Below are 24,109 nucleotides of genomic sequence, written 5' to 3'. Positions count from 1 at the left end.
TGACGTATATGTTCTACCCTGACCTGTTCCGCCGCAATGCTTTTGCGAGTGACAGTTCTTCTGGTTTTACGGATTTCACTTTTACAGGTTGTCTGAAAAGCTGGCGAAATGTGTTGCCTTTTAATGAAGTGCATCCATTTTTGCATGTTTTACGTTTTTTTCATGTAAGAGAAATAGTTACACTGAAAGGATTAGGCCTGCATCAGGAACAAATCCAAGAATACAAGAAGGAGGTAGCAAACATATGGCAAAGGAAGATGTTATTGAAGTAGAAGGCGTAGTACAAGAAACTCTACCAAACGCGATGTTCAATGTTGAACTCGAAAATGGTCATAAAGTACTGGCAACTGTTTCTGGTAAAATCCGCATGCATTACATTCGTATTTTACCTGGAGATAAAGTGACAGTAGAGCTTTCTCCATACGACCTGACACGCGGAAGAATTACTTATCGTTTCAAATAATTTGCACTCCGAAATTGAATTTATATACCGGTCTGGTTTATCCAGCTTAGAAATTATCGGTTTATAGAGACATTTTCTCTAATAAACAAGGAGGTATATCTATATGAAAGTAAGACCATCAGTGAAACCTATGTGCGAAAAATGTAAAGTTATTCGTCGTAAAGGTAAAGTAATGGTAATTTGTGAAAATCCAAAACATAAACAAAAACAAGGATAAGAGGAGGTGCTTAAGTAAATGGCACGTATTGCAGGTGTGGACGTTCCACGTGAAAAACGTATTGTTATTTCCCTGACTTACATTTATGGTATCGGTAAACAAACAGCTAAAGAAGTTCTTGCTGAAGCTGGCGTTTCTGAAGATACTCGTACTCGTGATTTAACTGAAGAAGAGCTAGGTAAAATCCGTGAAATCTTAGACCGTATTAAAGTTGAAGGTGACCTTCGTCGTGAAGTAAACTTAAACATTAAACGTCTAATCGAAATCGGTTCTTACCGTGGCATGCGTCACCGTCGTGGACTTCCAGTTCGCGGACAAAATACAAAAAATAATGCCCGTACTCGTAAAGGCCCGTCCAAAACAGTAGCAGGCAAAAAGAAATAATAGTAAAGGAGGTAGTTAGTGAATGGCTCGTAAAACAAATACTCGTAAACGCCGTGTGAAAAAGAATATCGAATCTGGTATTGCACACATTCGTTCTACATTTAATAATACGATCGTAATGATTACTGACACACATGGTAATGCTTTAGCTTGGTCAAGTGCAGGTTCTCTAGGATTTAAAGGTTCTCGTAAATCTACTCCTTTCGCAGCGCAAATGGCAGCTGAAAGTGCAGCAAAATCAGCACAAGAACATGGTTTAAAAACATTAGAAGTAACTGTTAAAGGTCCTGGTTCAGGTCGTGAAGCGGCTATCCGTGCACTACAAGCAGCTGGTCTTGAAGTAACAGCTATTAAAGATGTAACTCCAGTTCCACATAACGGATGTCGTCCTCCAAAACGTCGTCGCGTATAAGTGGTCGTTTTCTTTTGCCAATAGTAGATTTTTACTGTCTTAACTATCAAGGCAGAGAGTTTGACATAAAGACTGATATTCTAGACGTTTTGAAGGAGGGTAAATTTGAATGATCGAAATTGAAAAGCCAAAAATCGAGACGATTGAGATCAGCGATGATGCCAAGTATGGAAAGTTTGTTGTAGAGCCACTTGAGCGTGGATATGGTACAACTTTGGGTAACTCCTTACGTCGTATTCTATTATCTTCTCTTCCAGGTGCAGCAGTAACCTCTATCCAAATTGATGGAGCTTTACATGAGTTTTCTGTAATTGAAGGTGTAGTAGAAGATGTAACAACCATGATTTTAAATATCAAAAAACTTGCACTAAAAATCTATTCTGATGAAGAAAAAACATTAGAAATCGATATGCAAGGTCCTGGTGTAGTAACTGCAGCTGACATTAATTATGACAGCGACGTTGAGATTTTAAATCCCGACTTACACATTGCTACATTAAGTGATAATGCTAAATTTCATGTGCGTTTAAATGCGACTCGTGGTCGTGGTTACACACCTGCTGATCAAAATAAACGCGAAAATATGCCAATTGGTGTACTTCCAGTCGATTCAATCTTTTCACCGGTTATCCGTGTGAACTATCAAGTGGAAAATACACGTGTTGGACAATCAACTAATTATGATAAGCTTACGTTTGATGTGTTAACTGACGGAAGTATCAGCCCAGAAGAAGCAGTTTCACTTGGAGCTAAAATTCTTTCTGAGCATTTAAGTATCTTCGTTAACTTAACAGATGAAGCACAAAAAGCTGAAATTATGATTGAAAAAGAAGAAAGCCATAAAGAGAAAGTGCTTGAAATGACTATTGAAGAATTAGACTTGTCTGTTCGTTCATATAATTGTTTAAAACGCGCTGGAATCAATACAGTACAGGAACTTGCTGACAAATCCGAAGACGATATGATGAAAGTCCGTAACTTGGGCCGTAAATCGCTTGAGGAAGTTAAAGTAAAACTGGCTGACCTTGGCTTATCTCTAAGAAACGAAAACTGATAAAGGAGGCAATTCCATGGGTTACAGAAAATTAGGTCGTACAAGCTCACAACGTAAAGCGTTACTACGTGATCTTGCAACGGATTTAATCGTATTTGAACGTATTGAAACAACAGAAGCTCGCGCTAAAGAGATTCGTAAAGTTGTTGAAAAACTAATCACTTCTGGGAAAAAAGGAGACTTGCACGCTCGTCGTCAAGCAGCTGCTTTCATCCGTCATGAAGTTGTAGAAGTAGTACAAGTAGATGCTAAAGGTAAAGATGGTTCTACTGTGAAGAAAAACCGTCCTGTATACGCTCTACAAAAACTATTTGATGATGTTGCTCCACGTTACGCGGAACGTCAAGGTGGTTACACTCGTATCTTGAAAAAAGGTCCACGTCGCGGTGACGGCGCACCAATGGTTATTATTGAATTAGTTTAATAATAAAACGTTTAAAGCAAGTGGAGTGTCATGATATGGGGACTTCGTGTTTCCTTGTCTAGCTCTGTGTTTCCTAGTCTATTTAATCGTAGGCTAGGAGGCAGGCTTTTTTTGTTTGACCTGTTATCTTCGGATAGCAGGTCTTTTTTTCTTGCCTTTATATTAGAAACCATCTATAGTAAATCCCAAAGATAAGAGGAGGCCAAATAATGCGCTCGTTAACTAACTCGCAAATTGTCCAAAATAGACTACATAATTCCGGTTTACTACAAACCAAATTCGCTACCGCAGAGGAGGCAACTCGTGCGTTATTTGGCATACAGTCGCAGTACCAACAATTTGGTGAGATCAGTTTGTTTAATCGTGTAGATAATTTAACAAAAGAAAATTTGCAAATTACCTATGATAAAAATGAATTAATCAAAATCTGGGGCCAAAGAATGACAGTCCATATGTTTGCGCCAGATGATTGGTTTTATGTACATGATGTATATGCTAATAAAAACAATTGGTTACGGAAGCATACAGAGTCGTTAGGGCGCGATTTGGACGATCTTTTGGCAGAAATGGAAGAATTACTCTTGCGTGAAGATAAAGTGCCTAAAGAAGCTTTTGCGGCGTTATTTGGTGATCAGGCAAAAGAGTTGATGACTTGGGGCGGCGTTTTTATTCAAGGTTCGCTGGAGGGCAAATTGTTTTGTGTACCCGAAGCTCCCAAAACGAGATTTTATAGTCATCGCAGCCGTATTGGTTCAGAGTCCCAGGAAGGTTGGCTAAGTATCGAGCGAGATCAAACAGGCCTCGAAACAATGATTGACCGTTATTTTAGTGCTTACGGGCCTGCAACGATTCAGGATTTTAAACATTGGAGTGGTTTGCGCAATAGCGAGTACATGGCAACTCTCGAAAAGCAGCTTGAAAACTACATTTGCTACATTGGTGAAGATGGAAAGACATATTACAGCAAAATAGAAACACACGAAGAGCTGGAAATGGACACGCCTTTACTACTAGGGAAATTCGATCCACTTTTTGTTAGTTATGCGAAAAAGAATTGGTTGGCTAGCGAAAAGGAAACGAGCTTGATTTGGCGTATTGCTGGGCAGATTGAAGCTGTACTAATAATAAATGGGCAATTTATCGGAACGTGGCGATATAAAGTGACCGGCAGCAAAATTGTCTTCCATTTTTATCTCAGTAAAAAACTAACTAAAAAAAGCCAAAAAACCGTAGAAATAGAAGCGATGAAGCTAGCAGATTTCCTTCATAAAAACTATCAAGGAAGTATTTTCGAACAAATATAAAAGAGAAACCCCGATACAATGGGGTTTCTCTTTTATAAAAATGGCATTTCTGGAAAATAATCTAAAGGTAACTTGATGCTTGTAGTGATATTTGGCTTGCATAATTTGCAGACTTGGAAATCGGCTTGAAGAGAAATTAAGAACATCGCGTCTTCTGTTGTCATTAAGTCTGATTCCGTAAGTAAAGTTATCATGTTACGCATCGTTTTTTGCGTAGCTTTTTCAATGGTAAGATCTGAAGCTAAGCAAATTAAATGGTGGTTATGAATAATTGTCGGAGTTGGCGCAGTCCGATTTTTAAGAATTTGTAGTCGTAAAGTGACTTCTGCGGGCGCCTCGGCACTAGTTGCTGTTGTTTTTCCAAAGCCAGTTGTTGCACGGACGTTGCCGACATGGAGTGAAGCACCAAATTTGTCGACGGGTAAAAAGATTGTTGCGCCCTCAGTGATTTCAGAAGAATCAAGTATGCCGCCGTTTTTTGTAGGTAATTTAGATGTGTTTAATGATTCTGTTTTTAGTAAACCAATTGTTTTCTTTATTGGAATGTGAATATCGTCTGAATAAACAATGTGGTTATTTTCCATAGGATAGCGTCGTATACAATTACTTGTTAATAAGTCGTCCGTTATACCAATATTAGGCCCATTTAGCAAAAAGACCTCCGTCCCTAGGAGTTCAATTTTTTCAATCGTAATAGCTAATAAATCCCCTGGTCTTGCTTCTTCAATATAGATTGGTCCGGTAGTTGGCGAAAACTCCTTCCAATCTAGTTCCCCGTAGTGAAGTTGCTCGTTGTGAATTTGGCCGTTGAAGTAGTCTTTTGTTTTTATTTTTACTACAGAGCCATCTTTCACTGTAATCACAGGTTTCGTTGATTTCTCCATCTCGAAAATCGAACGTTCTGAGGTTACAAAGTTTTTCATTTCATCCCTTCTCTCTGTTCAGTTTGTGCTGACGGGTGAATTATAGCAAAAGAAGAAGCTGGAAGTAAATGGATATTCTGTGAACAAAAACGTGTAAAAATCATTGGAAAAGCCCTGTTTACTCCATTTTTTCGACGGTTACGTTAGGAAGTGTTTGGATAAAGTGAAATAGTTCATATTCATCGTTCTTATTCTTTGTTTTTACAACAATATTTACACGGATAAAAAGACTTTCGCCGATGAGTTCTTTCTCGCTAGAATACGAAACGATTTGTTGTTTATTTTGTTGAATCTGATCCGTGATTTTCACGAGGTTTTCTTGTTTGTCGGTGGAATAGATTATCGCGGTTGTATGGAAGGCGAATGATTTGAAGATGATACTGAGAAATTCTAAGCCAATCAGCGTCAGTAAAGTTGCGGCGATACCAACCCAATACATCCCAGCGCCGATAGCGAGCCCGATGCCAGCCGTAGCCCAAAGTCCAGCAGCTGTCGTTAGCCCGCGCACAAATTTCTTTTGGATAATAATCGTACCAGCGCCAATAAAGCCAATCCCGCTTACCACTTGGGCTGCGACACGACTAGGGTCAAACGATACATTTTGCATAGTGGCGATTTCGGAAAAACCATACTGAGAGACAATCATAATTAACGCACTACCAAGCGAAACGAGGAAATGCGTACGGAATCCAGCTTCTTTCGCTCTAATTTCCCGGTCAAGTCCAATAACTGCTCCAAGGAGGCCCGCAACAACAAGTCGTAAAATAAAATCTGCTAACATAGTTATCACATCCTTAACGTTAATATATTCCCTTTCGCATTAAAGCAAAACAATCAAAAAGGAAATTTTGCGCCGGATGGATGTTTATACTATAATAAACAATGAATGGTCAAAAAGTGAGGTGTTAGGCGTGGCAGAAAGTTTTGTGAGATTAGAGCACGTTTTTTATAAATATGAAGATACGGAAAAATATGCAGTGAAAGATGTATCCATTTCTGCTCAAAAAGGTGAATGGGTTGCGCTTGTTGGGCACAATGGTTCAGGGAAATCTACTATTGCGAAATTACTCAACGGATTACTGTTTCCAGAAGATGGCTTAATTAAAATCGGGCACTTTGTTTTGTCTGAAAAAAATATATGGGATATTAGACGGCAAGTTGGGATGGTTTTTCAAAATCCAGATAACCAATTTGTTGGGGCTACTGTGCAAGATGACGTTGCATTCGGGCTTGAAAATCACGGTGTTCCGCATGATACGATGGTGGAACGAGTGGAGTCGGCTTTGAATGAAGTTGGTATGCAAAGCTATGCGCTACATGAACCGGCGAGACTTTCTGGTGGACAAAAGCAACGTGTCGCAATTGCGGGCGTTTTGGCGCTGCAGCCGGATGTGATTATTTTGGATGAGGCGACTTCGATGCTTGATCCACGAGGTCGCGCCGAAGTAATGGAAACAATTCGGATTATGCGCGAGCAAGAAGACATCACGGTTATTTCGATTACGCATGATTTGGATGAAGTCCTTTTCGCGGATCGAGTAATTGTGATGAATAAAGGTGAAGTTCATAGTGAAGGCACGCCGCAAGAAATTTTTCAGCAAGCAGATGCCATGCGAGAAATTGGCTTAGGGGTTCCATTTATTATTGAATTACAAGAAAAATTAGTTGCAGGTGGCTTTGAAACAGGAAGTACCGTGCTATCGGAAGGAGCATTACTCGATCAATTATGGAAATTAAACTCGAACAACTAGGTTATTGTTATCAAAAAAATAGCCCTTTTGAAAAGCGAGCATTGCTTGATGTAAATGTTTCTTTTGATTCTGGTAGCTATTCTGCAATTATTGGCCATACTGGCTCTGGGAAATCGACTTTGCTGCAACATCTGAACGCTCTTTTAATGCCGACAGAAGGTAAAATCACGGTTGGCGATCGCGAAATCGTTGCTGGAGTGAAGCAAAAGAAACTACGCGATTTACGTAAAAAAGTCGGGATCGTTTTCCAATTTCCTGAAGCACAACTTTTTGAAGAAACGGTTGAAAAGGATATTTGCTTTGGACCGATGAACTTCGGCGTTTCCGAGGAAGATGCGAAACTACGCGCAAAAAAAGTGATTTATGAAGTGGGGCTAACAGAAGAAATTTTGTCGCGTTCGCCGTTTGAACTTTCTGGGGGACAAATGCGCCGGGTAGCGATTGCTGGTGTTTTGGCGATGGACCCAGAAGTGCTTGTGCTAGATGAGCCGACAGCGGGACTAGACCCTCACGGACGCGAAGAAATCATGGAAATGTTCTACAACCTTCATAAAGAAAAAGGGTTAACGACAGTCCTTGTAACACATAGTATGGAAGATGCTGCGCGCTACGCTGAAAAAATTGTCTTAATGAAAGCTGGGACAGTTCTGCAAATTGGCACACCGCGTGAAATTTTCGCGAAGCCGGGTGAACTGGTTGATCTGGGTTTATCTGTGCCGGATGTGGTACGGTTCCAAGGGCTTTTCGAGCGTAAATTTGATGTGAAATTAACAAAGACATGTTTAACGATTGATGAATTAACAACTGAAATGGCGCCTTACTTAGCGAAGGGCGGGGCTTAATTATGATGGATAAAATGATTCTCGGCCGTTATATCCCGGGAAACTCTTGGCTACATCGAATTGATCCGCGCGCAAAAATTACTGCTGTTATGGCGTTTATAGCGATTGTCTTTTTAGCGAATAATTGGCTGACGTACGCGCTAATGTTTGCTTATGTTTTGTATTTAGTTCTAACTTCGAAAGTGCCATTTTTATTTTTTATTAAAGGGTTACAACCGATTTTCTGGCTTATTTTAATTACGCTATTACTGCAAGTCTTTTTTACGAAAGGCGGGACGGTTTTAGTTGATTTAGGACTTTTACAAATTACGACACTCGGGCTGGCAAATGGGGCGATGATGTTCTGTCGTTTCGTTCTGATTATTTTTATGACGACGCTTTTAACATTAACGACAAGCCCGATTGAACTAACAGATGGACTGGAGAAAATTTTAGCACCGTTTCGTTTAGTAAATTTACCAGTACATGAACTTGCTTTAATGCTGAGTATTTCTTTACGATTTATCCCAACATTAATGGATGAAACAGAGAAAATTTTAAAAGCCCAAAAAGCTCGTGGGGTTGAATTTACGAGTGGAAAATGGAGTGACCGGATTAAAGCAATCATTCCGTTACTCGTGCCACTTTTCATTAGTGCGTTCAAGCGTGCGGAAGACTTGGCGATTGCGATGGAAGCTCGTGGTTATCGCGGTGGTAAGGGAAGAACGAGATTCCGGTTACTACGCTGGCGATTTGCGGATACTTTCTTATTAATTTCTTTAGCAGTGTTAAGTGGATTATTATTTTGGTTGCGGAGTTGAAATGAATGACAAGATATAAAGCGATAATTTCTTATGACGGTAGCGGGTTTTACGGTTATCAAGTGCAGCCGAATACACGGACAGTCCAAGCGGAAATTGAAAAAGCGCTGAAAAAAATGCATAAAGGTAAGAATGTTCGGATTACGGCTTCGGGAAGAACTGACACCGGCGTTCATGCAAAAGGGCAAGTAATTCATTTTGATTCGGAACTAGATATTACCGCTGAAAAATTCCAAAAAGCTTTGCAAGTCATGACGCCATTTGATATTAGTTTTTTGACAGTGGAGGAAGTCCCCGCTGATTTCCATGCGAGATTTGGTACGGTTGGAAAAGAATATCGTTATGTGGTAAAACGGACGAAAATTTTTGACCCTTTTAGTCGGAATTTTGCGCTCCATTATCCGTATGAACTAGATCTTTCGAAAATGAAGCTGGCGAGCGAGCGGCTAGTTGGTGAGCATGATTTCACTAGTTTTTGTTCGGCGAGAACGGAGCGGGATTCGAAAGTCCGGACGCTTTATAGTATTGATTTTTATGAAGAGGACGACGAGACGTTAGTGATTGCTTTTCAAGGGAATGGATTTTTGTACAATATGGTGCGGATTTTGACAGGAACATTGCTGGATGCTGGACAAGGACGGATTTCTCCGGATAAGATTACGAAGGCTCTATTAGCACGTGATCGGCAAAAATTAATTAGTAAAACTGCGCCACCACAAGGGTTATATTTATGGCGAGTTGACTACGAATAAAATTTGGATGTTTTTTTAGATAACGCATTGACTTTTCGTGTTAAAAACTGTATTATGGACTATGGTATTGTTTGCCCCACAATAAGCCCCGGAAGGTTGTTGTGTTTAAACAATAAAAATATAGAATAGCATTTCGGGAATTAGGAACAGTTTTCGGGAGCTAATTTGTTTCAATTTATTTAGGAGGGTAATTCATGCGTACAACTTATATGGCGAAACCCGGCGAAGTAGAACGTAAATGGTACGTTATCGACGCTACTGGTGTTTCTTTAGGACGTTTATCCAGTGAAGTTGCTTCAATTCTTCGCGGAAAAAACAAACCACAATTTACTCCACATATCGACACTGGAGACTTTGTAATCATCATCAACGCTGGTAAGATTGGTCTTACTGGTAAAAAAGCTACTGACAAAATTTACTACCGTCACTCTCAATATCCAGGCGGTTTGAAATCTCGTACTGCAGGCGAAATGCGTACGAACAATCCTGAGAGATTATTAGAACTATCTATCAAAGGTATGCTTCCAAAAAATTCTCTTGGACGTCAATTATTCAAAAAATTACACGTATATGGTGGATCTGAGCACGAACACGCAGCTCAACAACCAGAAGTATACGAATTACGCGGTTAATTAATAAAGGAGGAATACTAAGTGGCTCAAGTACAATATTACGGAACTGGTCGTCGTAAAAGCTCTGTAGCTCGCGTACGTTTAGTACCAGGCGACGGCAAAATCGTTATTAACAATAGAGACTGGGAAGATTACATCCCATTTGCAGCTCTTCGTGAAGTTATCAAACAACCTTTAGTAGCTACAGAAACTTTAGGTAACTATGATGTACTAGTAAACGTTCGCGGTGGTGGTTACACTGGTCAAGCCGGTGCTATCCGTCATGGTGTAGCTCGTGCACTATTACAAGTGGCTCCTGAGTACCGCCCAGCACTTAAATCCGCTGGTCTACTTACTCGTGATTCACGTATGAAAGAACGTAAAAAACCAGGACTTAAAGGCGCGCGTCGTGCACCTCAGTTCTCAAAACGTTAATATCAGCGTTTCAAAGCATTTCCCTTTTCGGAGGGGGATGCTTTTTTTGTTTGTTTTTTGGTTTTGGCATAGTTTTTGGTATAGTTAGACAAAATTATATAGAGGGAGAACAATGTGTGGCTATTTTTGCAGTGAGGTTAAATTGATGAAAAGAGTGCAAATGAATTAAGAGTTGTATAACTTATTTGGTATTATTAGAGTCATGCTGTTTGCGAATGTTATAATAAAAGTGGATTATAAACATCAAAAGAGAGGATGCAAACACATGAAACGGGAAAAGTAATACATGTCACGATACAAGGGGCAGTTTACAATTCCTGAGTCAGATTTAAAAAATATTCTGCAATCAAAACAAGTTGTAAACACACCTGTAAAGCAGATAGAATCAGGAGACTTTGAAAGAGTAATAGATATAGGCAAAAATTTAGGGACTGTTAAGCCTAGCTTAGGCGGTCAAACAACAACATGGATAAAGGTTATCACGGATAAAGCAGGCAATATAATTACAACTTATCCTGTACCTAAACCTTAGGAGGAGAATATGAAAGAAGATATTTTAGCAGTTTACAAAAATTTGAAATCAATAATTTGAACATGTTCTTTGATGATCTTATTGAATATGTGAACAAGTATTATACTGTGTTTTCAAAATATATATCTTTAGATTACCTAGATGCAATAACGAGACTTGGTTCTACAAGTTTAATTTTAGGACATTCTGATGACAATTTTGAAATAGCTATCCCTTTTTATACAAATAAGGTTATAGAAGGTTTAAACGAAGAAGAACTTTCTAATCAAGTCTCATCATTGATATGGGATTTAAGTGCTTATATGACGGAGGAGTTATGTCCTAGCTGTAATGATAGTAATTTACGATTAACAACAATGGTCAGTAGAGAGGATACGCTGGTTAAATTTTGTGATGAATGTTTGTATACGGGAATTAGAAATGAACGTGTGGAAATTGAAGAAGATCTTGTTCCAGCACCAAAGAAGAAGGTAGAAGAGTATTTAAGGGGAAAATAATGTGGCCCTCTGATTGGTTGCTAAATAGAATGATTCAAAATGAAAAAAATGAGGCTAATAAGCGCAGGTCTATAATTAATTTTTCAGGAATAAATAAAAGAACAAACCAATTTTAAATGGTTTGTTCTTTTATTTACATTGTATTCTTAGATTTTTGTCTAGCTAGGAGGAAAACAGGTAATAATTAATTGTGATTATTATAACAATATCATCAAAATATGCTATAATAATTAAAGGTTCATAATAATTAGATAAAGAGATGAATGAAGTAAATATTAGTATAAATAGTATATCTTAATGTACATAGGAATATAGTAGTGTGGTAATATCAATTTAAAGTGATACTTCGAAAAAACTACACAAAAAAAGCGCCGAAACAGCGCTACTTAATTAAAAGTTGATAACGGACAAAGCCTTATTTTAACTTGCTATGTTATTTTGAATACTAACAATATATACATTGTACCAAATTATAAAAAGAATGCAACTAAAAATTGTTGAAGGGATGAAAAAAATGAAAAAACCGTACACGATTGGCTTAGACATAGGGACGAATTCGGTTGGATGGGCAGTGTTAACTGATCAGTATGATTTAGTGAAGAGAAAAATGAAAATTTCTGGAGACTCAGAGAAAAAACAGATTAAGAAGAATTTCTGGGGTGTTAGACTGTTTGAGAAAGGCGAAACAGCAGCTAAGAGAAGAATGAGCAGAACAGCTAGAAGGAGAATAGAGAGAAGGCGCAATCGTATTTCTTATTTACAAGAAATTTTTGCAACGGAGATGTCTAAAACTGATGCTAATTTCTTTTGTCGATTAAATGATAGCTTTTATGTTGATAGCGAAAAAAGAAATAGTCGCCATCCGTTTTTTGGAACAATAGAGGAAGAAGTAGCGTATCATGAAGCTTACCAGACGATTTACCACTTACGGGAAGAACTTGTTAATTCTTCAGAAAAAGCTGATTTAAGATTAATTTATTTAGCTTTAGCTCATATTATAAAATATCGCGGTAATTTTTTAATTGAAGGCGCGTTGGATACCCAAAACACCTCTATAGATGGAGTATTTAAGCAATTTATACAAACATATAACCAAGTGTTTGAGAATAGTATTGAAGAGGGAACTCTAGCAAAAGTCGAAGAAAATATAGATGTTGCTAAAATTTTAGCTGAAAAAATCACACGAAAAGAAAAACTTGAAAGGATTTTAAATTTATATCCAGGTGAAAAATCTGCAGGAACGCTTGCTCAATTCATAAGCTTAATCGTAGGTAATAAAGGGAATTTTCAAAAGGTCTTTGATCTTGCCGAGAAAACAGTTATTGAATGCGGGAAAGAAAGCTATGAAGAGGACTTGGAGACTTTGTTAGCGATAATTGGAGATGAATATGCGGAACTTTTTGTTGCAGTGAAAAATACATATAATGCGGTGGTTTTATCTAGTATTATTACAGTGGCTGATAATGAAACGAACGCGAAGTTATCTGCAAGTATGATTGAACGTTATGATACGCATGAAGCAGATTTGGGGGAATTGAAAGCGTTTATTAAGCTTCGTTTACCTAAGCAATATGCAGAAATATTTAGTAATACCGAAAAACATGGTTACGCAGGTTATATAAATGGCAAAACAAAGCAAGAAGATTTTTATAAGTATATGAAAGCAACATTAGAGAACATCGAAGGCGCAGATTATTTTATTGCTAAAATAGAAGAAGAAAACTTTTTACGAAAACAACGGACATTTGATAATGGGGTTATTCCGCATCAATTGCATTTGGAAGAACTAGAGGCTATTTTACATCAGCAAGGCAAATATTATCCTTTTTTAAGAGAAGACTATGAAAAAATAAAGAGTTTAGTAACTTTTAGAATTCCTTATTTTGTAGGTCCCTTAGCTAAAGGACAAAGTGAATTCGCTTGGTTAACTCGAAAAGCTGATGGTGAAATTAGACCATGGAATATAGAAGGAAAAGTAGATTTCGGCAAGTCTGCGGTAGATTTCATTGAAAAGATGACGAATAAAGATACATATTTGCCTAAAGAAAATGTGTTACCTAAACATAGTCTGTGTTATCAAAAATACATGGTTTATAATGAGTTAACCAAAATCAGATACATTGATGATCAAGGGAAAACGAACTATTTTTCAGGCCAGGAAAAACAACAGATTTTTAATGACTTATTTAAACAAAAACGTAAAGTGAAAAAGAAAGATTTAGAGTTGTTTTTATGCAATATAAACCATGTTGAAAGTCCAACCATTGAAGGTTTGGAGGACTCTTTTAATGCTAGTTATGCTACTTATCATGATTTAATGAAGGTTGGAATAAAACAAGAAATTCTTGATAATCCTCTAAATACGGAGATGCTAGAAGACATAGTTAAAATTTTAACTGTGTTTGAAGATAAACGTATGATTAAAGAGCAGTTACAGCAATTCTCTGATGTTTTGGATGGAACAGTTCTGAAAAAATTAGAACGACGACATTATACAGGATGGGGAAGATTATCAGCTAAGTTGCTTGTTGGGATTCGTGATAAACAATCGCACCTGACTATTTTAGAGTATTTGATGAATGACGATGGGCTAAATCGCAATCTGATGCAATTAATAAATGACAGTAATTTATCATTCAAGTCAATTATTGAGAAAGAGCAAGTATCTACAGCTGATAAAGACCTTCAAAGTATTGTGGCAGATCTTGCTGGTAGCCCTGCTATAAAAAAAGGTATCCTGCAAAGTTTGAAAATTGTTGACGAACTTGTTAGTGTGATGGGTTATCCACCTCAAACAATTGTTGTGGAAATGGCTAGAGAGAATCAAACAACAAATAAAGGGGAAAATAATTCTAAGCCGCGTCTTACAGCGTTAGAAAAGGCTATTAAAGATTTTGGAAGTCAAATTTTAAAAGAGCATCCGACTAAAAACCAAGAATTACAGAATGATAGAATGTACTTATATTATCTGCAAAATGGGAAAGATATGTATACAGGTCAAGAATTAGACATTCATAATCTATCTAATTATGATATTGATCATATTATTCCTCAGAGTTTTATAACAGATAACTCGATTAACAACCGAGTGTTAGTAAGTTCGTCTGCTAACCGGGAAAAAGGAAATAATGTACCATCATTAGAGATTGTTCGGAAGAGGAAAGCTTTTTGGGAGAAACTATATGAAGCAAAATTAATAACTAAACAAAAATTTGATTATTTAACTAAAGCTGAAAAAGGTGGACTCACAGAAGCGGACAAAGCACGTTTCATCCAGAGACAATTAGTAGAAACTCGCCAAATAACTAAAAATGTGGCGAATATCTTGCATCAACGCTTCAACATTGAAAAAGATGAGGGTGGCAATGCAGTGGAGCAAATCCGAATAGTTACCTTGAAATCCGCGTTGGTTAGCCAATTCCGTAAACAATTTCAATTATACAAGGTGCGTGAAGTTAATGATTATCACCACGCCCACGATGCATATTTAAATGGCGTGGTCGCTAATACATTGTTAAAAGCATACCCTCAGTTAGAGCCGGAATTTGTTTACGGGGAGTACCATCAATTTGATTGGTTTAAAGCAAATAAAGCTACGGCGAAAAAACAATTTTATACAAACATTATGTTATTCTTTGCGCAAAAAGATCGAATAATAGATGAAAATGGTGAGATTCTTTGGGATAAAAGGTATCTGGAGACTGTTAAGAAAGTTCTTGGCTATCGACAAATGAATATTGTTAAGAAAACAGAAATTCAAAAAGGTGAATTTTCAAATGTGACCCCTAACCCCAAAGGAAAGTCTAATAAATTAATTCCTAGAAAAAAAGATTGGGATCCAATAAAATATGGTGGTTTTGATGGTTCTAAAATGGCTTACGCAATCATCATTGAACATGAAAAGCAAAAGAGGAAGGTAAGAATTGAGAAAAAACTAATTCAAATTAACATCATGGAACGTGAGGCATTTGAAAAAGATGAGAAAACATTCTTAGAAGAAAAGGGTTATCATCAACCAAAAGTGCTCATAAAAGTACCAAAGTATACTTTATATGAATGCGAAAATGGACGCCGTAGAATGCTAGGTAGCGCTAATGAAGCTCATAAAGGAAATCAAATGCTGTTGCCAAATCATTTAATGACCTTGCTTTATCACGCAGAAAAATATGAGGCTATCGACGGGGAAAGTTTAGCTTATATTGAAGTGCATAGAGCATTGTTTGATGAACTACTAGCGCATATATCAGAATTTGCGAGGAAGTACACGTTATCTAATGATAGACTTGATGAAATTAATATGCTCTATGAACGAAATAAGGATGGTGACGTTAAGTCTATTGCTGAGTCTTTTGTGAGCTTAAAGAAGTTTAATGCTTTTGGTGTGCATCAAGATTTTAGCTTTTTTGGAACAAAAATCGAACGTAAAAGGGATAGAAAACTTAAAGAACTATTAAACTCCACCATCATCTACCAATCAATCACAGGGCTATATGAATCACGAAAAAGGTTGGATAACTAAATGGGGTGGCGGACAGTTGTTGTAAATTCACACTCGAAATTATCATACAAAAACCAGCATCTTGTTTTTAAATCTGCCTATCAACATGAAATGATTCATCTATCAGAAATTGATGTCCTCATCCTAGAAACAACAGATATTACTCTGACTACTATGTTAATCAACTGCTTAGTAGCTGAAAATATTTTGATTCTCTTTTGTGATGATAAGCGACTGCCTATTGGAAAGGTGCTTCCTTTTTATGGTCGACATGATAGTAGTTTGCAATTATCAAAACAATTGGGGTGGGATTCTGAATTAAAATCCGAGGTATGGACTGAAATTATTTCTCAGAAAATCTTAAATCAAAGTACGTTTTTATCGAGGTTGAACTACGATGAAAAATCTGACTCATTAATCAAGTTACATGAAACTTTAGAGATATTTGATCCGACCAATCGGGAAGGACATGCAGCTAGGATATATTTCAATCAGCTTTTTGGCAATGATTTTACGAGGGAACAAGAAAATGATATTAATAGTGGGTTGAATTATGGCTATACATTATTGCTAAGTATTTTTGCGCGAGAATTGGTGAAATCTGGGTGTATGACGCAATTTGGTTTAAAGCACTCTAACCAATTTAACGACTTCAATTTCGCCAGTGATATAATGGAACCTTTTAGACTACTAGTGGATCAAATTGTGTATGAAAAGCGAAATGAGGATTTTCAAGTAATCAAGCGCTCCTTATTTGAATTATTCAACAAGCAGTTTGACTATAATGAACAGCATATGTTTTTAACAAATATTGCTAGTGATTATACGAAAAAAATAGTTAAAGTCTTAAATAAAGAAAGGGAAGGAGTTCCTGAATTTAGGATATGAGTTATCGATATATGAGAATGTTATTAATGTTTGATATGCCGACAGACACAGCCAAAGAAAGAAAAGCGTACCGTCAATTTCGACGCTTTATACTGAGTGAGGGCTTTATTATGCACCAATATTCCGTTTATAGTAAAATTTTATTAAATGGAACTGCTAGTAAGGCGATGCTCGCGCGCTTGAAACAACAAAATCCTAAAAAAGGCCTTATTACGCTATTGACTGTTACCGAAAAACAGTTTGCACGTATGGTATATTTAAGTGGCGAACAGAATAAAAGTGTAGGTAATTCAGATGCCAGACTCATTTTCTTGGGAGATGCTATCGATGAATTTTAATTTTAAACTACTTGATGAGCCTATAACAATTGAAGATTCGACTATATTTGTAATAGAAGATGTATGCGTTTTTGCAAATGTTGCGAAGTTGTTCTATCAATACGATGAAATACAGGAATTAAAAGTTTTCAATGCAAAACAGCAGCCCTTAAAAAGTAGTGAATTGATGTTGGTTACGGATATATTGGGTCACGATATTAATTCTGCTGCAACGCTAAAATTAATTTATGCTGATTTAGAGCAACAACTTAATGAAAAGCCCGAAGTAAAATCAATGATTGATAAGTTGACTGCGACGATTAGTGAGTTAATAGGTTACGAGCTATTGGAGCATGAGCTGGATTTAGAAGAAGATGAAATTACAGTTATTGAATTATTTAAAGCTTTAGGAATAAAAATAGAAACTAAAAGCGATACAATTTTTGAGAAATTAATTGAAATTGTACAAGTTTATAAATATTTATCAAAGAAAAAGTTGTTAGTTTTTATTAATGTATGTGCTTATCTTACAAAAGAAGAGTTGGTAGAATTAAGAAAGTATACTTCTTTGTATCAAGTGAAAGTTTTGTTTATTGAACCTAGAAAAATAGACGGCTTTTCGCAGGTTATTTTGGATCCAGATTATTTTCTACATGTGGAAAATGGTGTTTAAGGGCTGGACGTTCTTTGAAAATAAAATATTATTTAATTAACTTATTAAGTAGCATTCAAAATTGAAATCTTGCTATGGATAAGTAGCGCGATTACGGAATCTCGGAGGATGAAAAAATTCTACGAGGTTTTAGAGCTATGTTATTTTGAATGCTAGCAAAACAAAGATTTGGCGAAAGCAGGAACAAATGCAGTTTTAGAGCTATGTTATTTTGAATGCTAGCAAAACAAGCAAGCTATTGTCTGCGTCTGTGAAGCAGTTTTAGAGCTATGTTATTTTGAATGCTAGCAAAACTTTACAAAATAACGATCCGAATCCATGTGAGTTTTAGAGCTATGTTATTTTGAATGCTAGCAAAACTTTTTAGAATTATGGTATACGAAAGATGGTGTTTTAGAGCTATGTTATTTTGAATGCTAGCAAAACCGGATAGAGCTGGTGTATATCTGTCTGGTTGTTTTAGAGCTATGTTATTTTGAATGCTAGCAAAACTAGGAAAGTTATTGCTTGACATTACCGTTAGTTTTAGAGCTATGTTATTTTGAATGCTAGCAAAACCAATTGTTTTAAAATACGGACTTGTAACATGTTTTAGAGCTATGTTATTTTGAATGCTAGCAAAACCTTTCGCAAAGAGGTTCTTTAAGCAGTTGAGTTTTAGAGCTATGTTATTTTGAATGCTAACAAAACGGTAGACGCTGTTAGTATTCATATCGCCAAGTTTTAGAGCTAAGTTATTTTGAATGCTAACAAAACATGATTATCTGGATGATATTTACAATTAGGGTTTTAGAGCTATGTTATTTTGAATGCTAACAAAACAACAAAGCAAGCTTACATGTAGCACCCATTGTTTTAGAGCTAAGTTATTTTGAATACTAACAAACCATCTGATGAAGATAACTACGCTGAAAAAAGTTTTAAAGCTATATTATTTAGAGTGCTAACATATAAGAAATAAAATCTTTCACATCAAAAGTTCTTGGTAGTCTTTAACAAGGATTATAAAAGTTCAAAAAGGAGCTAAACCAACCACATGACACAATATCACTACCTCGCTTCAAAGTCGCTCCTACAAAAAAATGAAGATAAGCTTGCTTCCCCTTTCTTCTATATAAACGATTTGGATTTTTTAAACTTAAATTTCGAAGCAAACATCGACCGTGATACAAATGATATATTCTCCTATTCAATACACTTCAATCAAGCTTGCGAATTTCAGGTTGCTATAAGCGAAGGAGAATTACCATTAAAAGGCGAAGTGCAAAATAACGATTACGAATCTAAAAGTTTAAAAATCTTATACGATTACATTATAAATGCGAGTAAAGAAAGCGATACACTTGAACTATATACTTCGTGGAACGGCGAGGAAAATCTTCTTTTAACGAATAAAACAGAATTATCCATAGAGAATTTAACCCCTGAAAGCTTGATTTTAAGCGACAGAGAACTATTGATTATTAAAAATAACAACTTAAAATAAAAAGGAGCCTCCCACCATGAAAAAGACCTCAATCATTTTTATTTTTTGCGCACTCCTGCTAACAGCATGCTCAACCACCCAAAAACAAACACAAACCACCGAAGCAACAGGCACGATAGAACAAGTAGAAACAGGATCAATTTTAATCAAAGACTTCAAAGAAAAAAACGACGAAACGAACCCAGAATCCAGCATACGTTTCCAAATCGCCAACAAATACTACGACGAAACAGGAAACAAAATAAAACTAACCGAACTAAACAAAAATGACAATGTAAAAATCATTTTAACAAAAAACTTCCCAATCCAAGAAACCTTTCCAGCCCAAATAGACTCAAAATACGTCCAAAAAATCATCCTACTAAATAAATAAAACTCTCTCACCCGCAGAGAGTTTTTTCGTTCGTCAAAAAAATAAAACTAAAATCCTTGCCTTGGTGTGAACTCCAAGGTTTATAATTCTATATGTAAAGAATGAAACGAGGTGATGGATGATGAATATCAAACAAGCGGCCGATATGTTTGGGCTTACGGTAGATACGCTGCGGTACTATGAGCGGGTTGGTGTTATTCCGCCAGTCCATCGTAACGAAAGTGGTTACCGGGATTACAAAACAAGTGATTTGAACTGGGTTTATCTCGTGAAAAATTTGCGGAATGCGGGATTGTCGGTGGAATCGCTAATTGAATTTGCCGCACTTGCGCAACTTAGAGAAACGCAAAATGTCGAAGCGGCGCAGAAACAAGTTTTGATTGACCAACTAAAAGAATTAGACGAAAAATTAGCCGAGATGAAGCAGGTCAGAGATTTACTTGTTTACAAAATTGATACTTACGATAGCCACATTGCCCAGTTTAAAACAGGCGAATTGACAGCGGATAATGTAGAAAAATTATGGGAACGGGACAAATTTTAAATCTAATAGGAGGAATTTTAGATGAAAACAGTGAGATTGAACAATGGTGTAGAAGTGCCTATTCTTGGTTTTGGAACTTATCAAATTACCGATGCAAACGAAGCGGAGCAAGCGGTCAAAGATGCGATTACTGCAGGCTATCGTCATATAGATACTGCGCAAAGTTATATGAATGAAGAAGCGGTAGGGCGCGGAATTGCGGCGTCTGGCGTGGATCGAAAAGAGCTATTTATTACAACGAAAATCTGGGTAGAAAATGTTAGTTATAAAGGTGTCATGAGTTCTTTTGACCGGTCGTTAAAGCGTTTGGGCGTGGATTATATCGATTTGCTGCTAATTCATCAACCTTTTAATGATGTTTATGGAGCATGGATGGCGATGGAAGAATTACAGGCAGAAGGTAAAATTAGGGCGATTGGCGTATCGAATTTCAGCGTGGATCGAGTGATTGACCTAGCTGCCTTCAATGATGTAACACCGCAAGTTAACCAAATTGAAGTCAATCCGTTCCAACAACAAACCGGAAATCTCGAACTTTTACGAAAAGAAGGCGTTGCAGTAGAAGCATGGGCGCCGTTCGCGGAAGGTAAAAACGATATCTTTAATAATCCAGTTTTAACAAAAATTGGAGAAAGATACGGAAAATCTGCTGCCCAAGTGATTTTACGTTGGCTAGTAGAACAAGATATCATCGTCCTAGCAAAATCTGTAAAACCAGATAGAATGGCTCAAAATTTAGCAGTATTTGATTTTGAGTTAACCGATGCAGATAAAAAAGAAATTTCGAGCTTAAACCAAGGTGAAAGCCAATTTTTCTCGCATGCCGATCCAGAAATGGTCAAATGGATGGCGAGTCGCAAACTAAATGTATAAAAAAACGAGGTCTGCGTAAGTGCAGAACCTCGTTTTTTATTATCCGTTAATGTCGATAGCTTTAATCCAACCTAATGAACTGTGGCTGTCTTTAATATGCAACCAATCTTCGCCGAGAATAGTAGCTGTTTGATCCACTACTAAAAGTTTCCCATAGTAGAAACCAACTGCTTTTGATTTAGTGCTCTTTGATTCTACTGGCTTATTATAAAGTGTCGCTGTTGGATCTTGCACATAAACGACTTGTGTAGCTGGTTTTTCTTCAGCGGGAGTATAAAAGATATTTAAATCTTTCTCACTAACCCAGCCAATAACTTTTCCATCTAATTTGAACTGGTACCAAAGAATGTTTCCCACTTTAGCGCGAGTTACAAGTTCTAATTTTTCATCGCCATAATCAGCAAGTGGTGCTAATTTTTCTGCATTTTTTGTGTTGAAGGGTGCAGTCCATACGTTGTCAGTTACTGATTTACTTACTGTCGCATAGCCATCATAAGAAGTTTGTTCCGTAATACGGTCATACAAACGATCATTCAACTTATCAGCACGAACCCATCCGATTACTTCGCCGCCTTCTGAAAGTTGGAACCAAGCATAGCCATCACGAGTGATTTTTTTATCGGCTTGAAGGGCTTTTCGATCATATTTTGCGATAGTGCCGTTATCGAATTGTTTTTCAGGATTAGGCAGACGATAAATATGAGCGTTTAAATCATCTACATATTTTGTGAGCGCCACATTTTCTGCGTCCTTCTGGTGATAACTTAGGTTAAGCGCATTGCTATTCACCCAACCGATATCTTTGTTATTTTCACGAATAAAGTACCATTGGCCTTTTTCAGTTTTAGCTTCCCAAGAAATTTCTAGGTTGCGTCCAGTATAACTTTTCAAATTGCCAAGGTCGTTAGCATTTGCGGTATTGTAAGGAGCCGACCAAATAACTTCTTGTTCTTTGTTCTCAGCTACTGTGCCGATAGCAGCTAGGGCCTGGTTTGATTCGATTTTGTCATAAACAACATCATATTGATCTAAATTGTAACGTTCAATAATTGCTACTAATTTAGAAACATAATCTGGATCAGTCGCATAACCGCCGTCTTTAATAGCTTGCAATGCTTTGCGATAATCAGTTTCACCAACAGCGCCTTTGTAACGGCTATTTTCGGTAATTAAAGCAGTGTGATCTTCTATCGATTCTTTCCAACTCGGGTAAACGCGGAAGTTAGCAGTTGTTGAGCCAGATGCTTCCATTGTCCCCATTGAAACCGAATTACCTTTATAAGTTCCTTTAATACCAAATAAGTTATTGGAGTTCTGACTTAAACCACTTTCACCCCAATTAGATTCTAAAATAGCTTGCGCAAGCGTTACACTCGTAAGTAATTTACCATCGCGATATCCATCCTGAGCCGCCGGTAAAATCTCATCAATAAACGCTTGTTGTGAAGTAGTTAAATTAGCTTGAGCAGTTTGACTACCTCCTGTTTCTGCACCAGCATTTATAGAAACGACTAAAAATGCCACTATCAACAGAATAATCCCTGGTTTTATAAACTTTCTGTTCAAATTTCAATGCACTCCTTTATATATATCTGCCACTATAGTATCAATAAATAAGTTGTAAAAACTATTACATTTCTATGACGAAAAACTTCTGATCTTCCAAAGTGCTTGGCGCGCAACGGCTAAACTACAAAATCGTAAATATGTAAATTTTGTGAAAATCTCTTCAAATTGTTTTTATAAAGAAGAAACAAGCAATATGTGAAAAAATAAAACAGCCATGCTATAATAAACAGTATGTCAGCGCATTCATTTTTGGAGGTTTTTATATATGTTAAACGAACAACAAATTACTAGATTGCTATATCGATTACAAGATCCTGTTTTAGAAGCGAGCTTAGAGGAAACAGAAGGCATTTTAGAAGTACAGGTGCTTGAGGAAACAGCAAACATCAAAATCGCATTAGCTGATCCAGCAATAGAAACGGAACATTTTGTTCATAATATAGAAGAACTTCTCACCCAATTTGGTGTAAATGAAATAAATATCGATCTGGAATACTTACCGGCAGCAGTGATTGACCGTATTTTCCAAGCAAGAGATAATATACTTTCTGAATCTAGCGAAACGAAATTTTTAGCAATCGCGAGTGGTAAAGGCGGCGTTGGAAAATCAACCGTTTCCGCTAATCTTGCCGTCGCCCTAGCGAAACAAGGAAAAAAAGTCGGCTTGCTAGACGCAGATATATATGGCTTTAGCATCCCAGTACTATTAGGGACAACAGAATCACCTCGCAAAGAAAATGGCCAAATTATCCCAGTCGAAACACACGGTATCCAAATGATTTCCATGGATTTTTTTGTAGAACCAGGAGAACCGGTTATTTGGCGCGGACCTATGCTAGGCAAAATGATTAAAATGTTTTTAGAAGAAGTGAGATGGGGAAAACTAGATTACTTAATAATTGATCTGCCACCTGGAACAGGAGATGTTGCGCTAGATATCCACACCCTTATCCCGAAATGCAATGAGCTTATTGTCACCACACCACACTATGCAGCCGCTTCAGTTGCATCACGAGCAGGATACATGGCAGCAAAAAATAACCATAAAATCATCGGGGTAATCGAAAATATGTCTTACCTTATCTTGAAAGATGGGCAAGTTTTAAAAGTATTCGGACAAGGCGGCGGAGAAAAAGTAGCTGCAGACTTAGAAACACAACTTTTAATTCAAATGCCAATAGAACAACCAGAACCAAACGGAAATGGCTATGTATCAGCTCTTTTTGATTCCTCAAGCAACTCAGGAAAAGCCTATAAAACGCTTGCTGAGAAAATAATTCCATATTTATCATAAAAACTTTGTAAAAAGTATTGACGAAAGGCAAAAATCTTGGTATATTTATAAACGTTGCTGATGCGGACAAAACGCTTTCGCAGCAAAAGAAACTGACCTTTGAAAACTGAACAAAAAAGAAGACGAAAAGCAATGAGACATAAAGTCTCACTGGTAATCGCAGGGCAGAAAACAGAAAGCTGTTTTCAACAAA

General features: G+C 37.0%; 27 protein-coding genes and 1 CRISPR repeat array. Of the genes, 24 read left to right on the top strand and 3 right to left on the bottom strand.

The features are described 5' to 3' along the window. Window positions 1-244 precede the first annotated feature (244 nt). From infA to HCB49_RS09815, 7 genes are all read left to right on the top strand, one after another. On the top strand, window positions 245-463 hold the full coding sequence (gene infA, locus HCB49_RS09845) for a translation initiation factor IF-1 (protein ID WP_003720929.1): 219 nt from the start codon (window positions 245-247) through the stop codon (window positions 461-463). A gap of 103 nt (window positions 464-566) precedes the next feature. Continuing rightward, window positions 567-680: a 50S ribosomal protein L36 gene (rpmJ, locus tag HCB49_RS09840; RefSeq protein WP_003720928.1), complete on the top strand. Its 114-nt coding sequence runs from the start codon at window positions 567-569 to the stop codon at window positions 678-680. Between the two features lie 18 nt (window positions 681-698). Further along, window positions 699-1,064 carry a 30S ribosomal protein S13 gene (rpsM, locus tag HCB49_RS09835; protein ID WP_003723677.1) on the top strand — a complete coding sequence of 122 codons (366 nt, stop codon included), beginning with the start codon at window positions 699-701 and terminating at the stop codon, window positions 1,062-1,064. Between the two features lie 22 nt (window positions 1,065-1,086). Then, window positions 1,087-1,476 carry a 30S ribosomal protein S11 gene (gene rpsK, locus HCB49_RS09830; protein ID WP_003720926.1) on the top strand — a complete coding sequence of 130 codons (390 nt, stop codon included), beginning with the start codon at window positions 1,087-1,089 and terminating at the stop codon, window positions 1,474-1,476. A 109-nt stretch (window positions 1,477-1,585) separates the two neighbouring features. Further along, window positions 1,586-2,530, top strand: coding sequence for a DNA-directed RNA polymerase subunit alpha (locus HCB49_RS09825; protein WP_003723676.1), 945 nt, complete (start codon window positions 1,586-1,588; stop codon window positions 2,528-2,530). A gap of 16 nt (window positions 2,531-2,546) precedes the next feature. Beyond that, a complete protein-coding gene (gene rplQ / locus HCB49_RS09820) occupies window positions 2,547-2,954 on the top strand; it encodes a 50S ribosomal protein L17 (protein WP_003723675.1) in 408 nt (135 codons plus the stop codon). Window positions 2,955-3,163: 209 nt separating this feature from the next. Then, a complete protein-coding gene (locus HCB49_RS09815) occupies window positions 3,164-4,258 on the top strand; it encodes a DNA glycosylase AlkZ-like family protein (RefSeq protein ID WP_185604836.1) in 1,095 nt (364 codons plus the stop codon). A 32-nt stretch (window positions 4,259-4,290) separates the two neighbouring features. Here HCB49_RS09815 and HCB49_RS09810 read toward each other — a convergent pair whose 3' ends face one another. Together HCB49_RS09810 and HCB49_RS09805 are read right to left on the bottom strand one after the other, a co-directional pair. Beyond that, window positions 4,291-5,181 carry an acetamidase/formamidase family protein gene (locus HCB49_RS09810; protein ID WP_185604835.1) on the bottom strand — a complete coding sequence of 297 codons (891 nt, stop codon included), beginning with the start codon at window positions 5,179-5,181 and terminating at the stop codon, window positions 4,291-4,293. Between the two features lie 118 nt (window positions 5,182-5,299). Beyond that, complete coding sequence (locus tag HCB49_RS09805; protein WP_185604834.1) at window positions 5,300-5,962, bottom strand: MgtC/SapB family protein; 663 nt, start codon at window positions 5,960-5,962, stop codon at window positions 5,300-5,302. Between the two features lie 130 nt (window positions 5,963-6,092). Between HCB49_RS09805 and HCB49_RS09800 the strand changes: the two genes are divergently transcribed. From HCB49_RS09800 to HCB49_RS09725, 16 genes are all read left to right on the top strand, one after another. After that, the gene (locus HCB49_RS09800) at window positions 6,093-6,932 is read left to right on the top strand and encodes an energy-coupling factor ABC transporter ATP-binding protein (protein ID WP_185604833.1); all 840 of its coding nucleotides are present in this window, start codon (window positions 6,093-6,095) and stop codon (window positions 6,930-6,932) included. After that, window positions 6,908-7,774, top strand: coding sequence for an energy-coupling factor ABC transporter ATP-binding protein (locus tag HCB49_RS09795; protein WP_061105226.1), 867 nt, complete (start codon window positions 6,908-6,910; stop codon window positions 7,772-7,774). The genes HCB49_RS09800 and HCB49_RS09795 overlap by 25 nt, the downstream gene beginning before the upstream one ends. A gap of 2 nt (window positions 7,775-7,776) precedes the next feature. Further along, entirely contained in the window at window positions 7,777-8,574 is a 798-nt protein-coding gene (locus HCB49_RS09790) for an energy-coupling factor transporter transmembrane component T family protein (RefSeq protein ID WP_185480343.1), read from the top strand. Window positions 8,575-8,579: 5 nt separating this feature from the next. Next, window positions 8,580-9,326 carry a tRNA pseudouridine(38-40) synthase TruA gene (truA, locus tag HCB49_RS09785; RefSeq protein WP_185604832.1) on the top strand — a complete coding sequence of 249 codons (747 nt, stop codon included), beginning with the start codon at window positions 8,580-8,582 and terminating at the stop codon, window positions 9,324-9,326. Window positions 9,327-9,520: 194 nt separating this feature from the next. After that, window positions 9,521-9,958, top strand: a complete 438-nt coding sequence (gene rplM, locus HCB49_RS09780; RefSeq protein ID WP_008948835.1) for a 50S ribosomal protein L13 — start codon at window positions 9,521-9,523, stop codon at window positions 9,956-9,958. Window positions 9,959-9,979: 21 nt separating this feature from the next. Beyond that, complete coding sequence (gene rpsI, locus HCB49_RS09775) at window positions 9,980-10,372, top strand: 30S ribosomal protein S9 (RefSeq protein ID WP_003749666.1); 393 nt, start codon at window positions 9,980-9,982, stop codon at window positions 10,370-10,372. A 286-nt stretch (window positions 10,373-10,658) separates the two neighbouring features. Continuing rightward, window positions 10,659-10,904, top strand: a complete 246-nt coding sequence (locus tag HCB49_RS09770; protein ID WP_185604831.1) for an adhesin — start codon at window positions 10,659-10,661, stop codon at window positions 10,902-10,904. Between the two features lie 107 nt (window positions 10,905-11,011). Next, complete coding sequence (locus HCB49_RS09765) at window positions 11,012-11,401, top strand: hypothetical protein (protein ID WP_221773061.1); 390 nt, start codon at window positions 11,012-11,014, stop codon at window positions 11,399-11,401. A gap of 514 nt (window positions 11,402-11,915) precedes the next feature. Beyond that, complete coding sequence (gene cas9 / locus HCB49_RS09760; RefSeq protein WP_185604830.1) at window positions 11,916-15,920, top strand: type II CRISPR RNA-guided endonuclease Cas9; 4,005 nt, start codon at window positions 11,916-11,918, stop codon at window positions 15,918-15,920. Beyond that, complete coding sequence (gene cas1, locus HCB49_RS09755; protein ID WP_185604829.1) at window positions 15,921-16,787, top strand: type II CRISPR-associated endonuclease Cas1; 867 nt, start codon at window positions 15,921-15,923, stop codon at window positions 16,785-16,787. It abuts the gene before it with no gap. Next, on the top strand, window positions 16,784-17,125 hold the full coding sequence (gene cas2 / locus HCB49_RS09750) for a CRISPR-associated endonuclease Cas2 (protein ID WP_003733027.1): 342 nt from the start codon (window positions 16,784-16,786) through the stop codon (window positions 17,123-17,125). The genes cas1 and cas2 overlap by 4 nt, the downstream gene beginning before the upstream one ends. After that, window positions 17,115-17,777, top strand: a complete 663-nt coding sequence (csn2, locus tag HCB49_RS09745; RefSeq protein ID WP_185604828.1) for a type II-A CRISPR-associated protein Csn2 — start codon at window positions 17,115-17,117, stop codon at window positions 17,775-17,777. The genes cas2 and csn2 overlap by 11 nt, the downstream gene beginning before the upstream one ends. 126 nt (window positions 17,778-17,903) lie before the next feature. Beyond that, a CRISPR array of direct repeats spans window positions 17,904-18,665; the repeat unit is 36 nt; unit sequence GTTTTAGAGCTATGTTATTTTGAATGCTAGCAAAAC. A 148-nt stretch (window positions 18,666-18,813) separates the two neighbouring features. Next, a complete protein-coding gene (locus HCB49_RS09740; protein ID WP_185604827.1) occupies window positions 18,814-19,263 on the top strand; it encodes a hypothetical protein in 450 nt (149 codons plus the stop codon). Between the two features lie 16 nt (window positions 19,264-19,279). Beyond that, window positions 19,280-19,636: a hypothetical protein gene (locus HCB49_RS09735; RefSeq protein WP_185604826.1), complete on the top strand. Its 357-nt coding sequence runs from the start codon at window positions 19,280-19,282 to the stop codon at window positions 19,634-19,636. 121 nt (window positions 19,637-19,757) lie between these two features. Further along, window positions 19,758-20,180, top strand: coding sequence for a MerR family transcriptional regulator (locus HCB49_RS09730; protein WP_185605080.1), 423 nt, complete (start codon window positions 19,758-19,760; stop codon window positions 20,178-20,180). Between the two features lie 21 nt (window positions 20,181-20,201). Further along, the gene (locus HCB49_RS09725) at window positions 20,202-21,053 is read left to right on the top strand and encodes an aldo/keto reductase (protein ID WP_185604825.1); all 852 of its coding nucleotides are present in this window, start codon (window positions 20,202-20,204) and stop codon (window positions 21,051-21,053) included. A gap of 39 nt (window positions 21,054-21,092) precedes the next feature. On the opposite strand, the gene HCB49_RS09720 is transcribed toward HCB49_RS09725, so the two are convergent. Next, window positions 21,093-22,619: a GW domain-containing glycosaminoglycan-binding protein gene (locus tag HCB49_RS09720; protein ID WP_185604824.1), complete on the bottom strand. Its 1,527-nt coding sequence runs from the start codon at window positions 22,617-22,619 to the stop codon at window positions 21,093-21,095. A 268-nt stretch (window positions 22,620-22,887) separates the two neighbouring features. On the opposite strand from HCB49_RS09720, the gene HCB49_RS09715 reads away from it, so the two are divergent. Continuing rightward, window positions 22,888-23,916, top strand: coding sequence for an Mrp/NBP35 family ATP-binding protein (locus HCB49_RS09715; protein WP_185604823.1), 1,029 nt, complete (start codon window positions 22,888-22,890; stop codon window positions 23,914-23,916). Window positions 23,917-24,109: the final 193 nt, after the last annotated feature.

This window comes from Listeria cossartiae subsp. cayugensis (genome assembly GCF_014229095.1).
GTDB lineage: Bacteria > Bacillota > Bacilli > Lactobacillales > Listeriaceae > Listeria > Listeria cayugensis.
The sequence above is the reverse complement of the archived record's forward strand: the minus strand, read 5'-3'. Positions and strand labels throughout refer to the sequence as shown.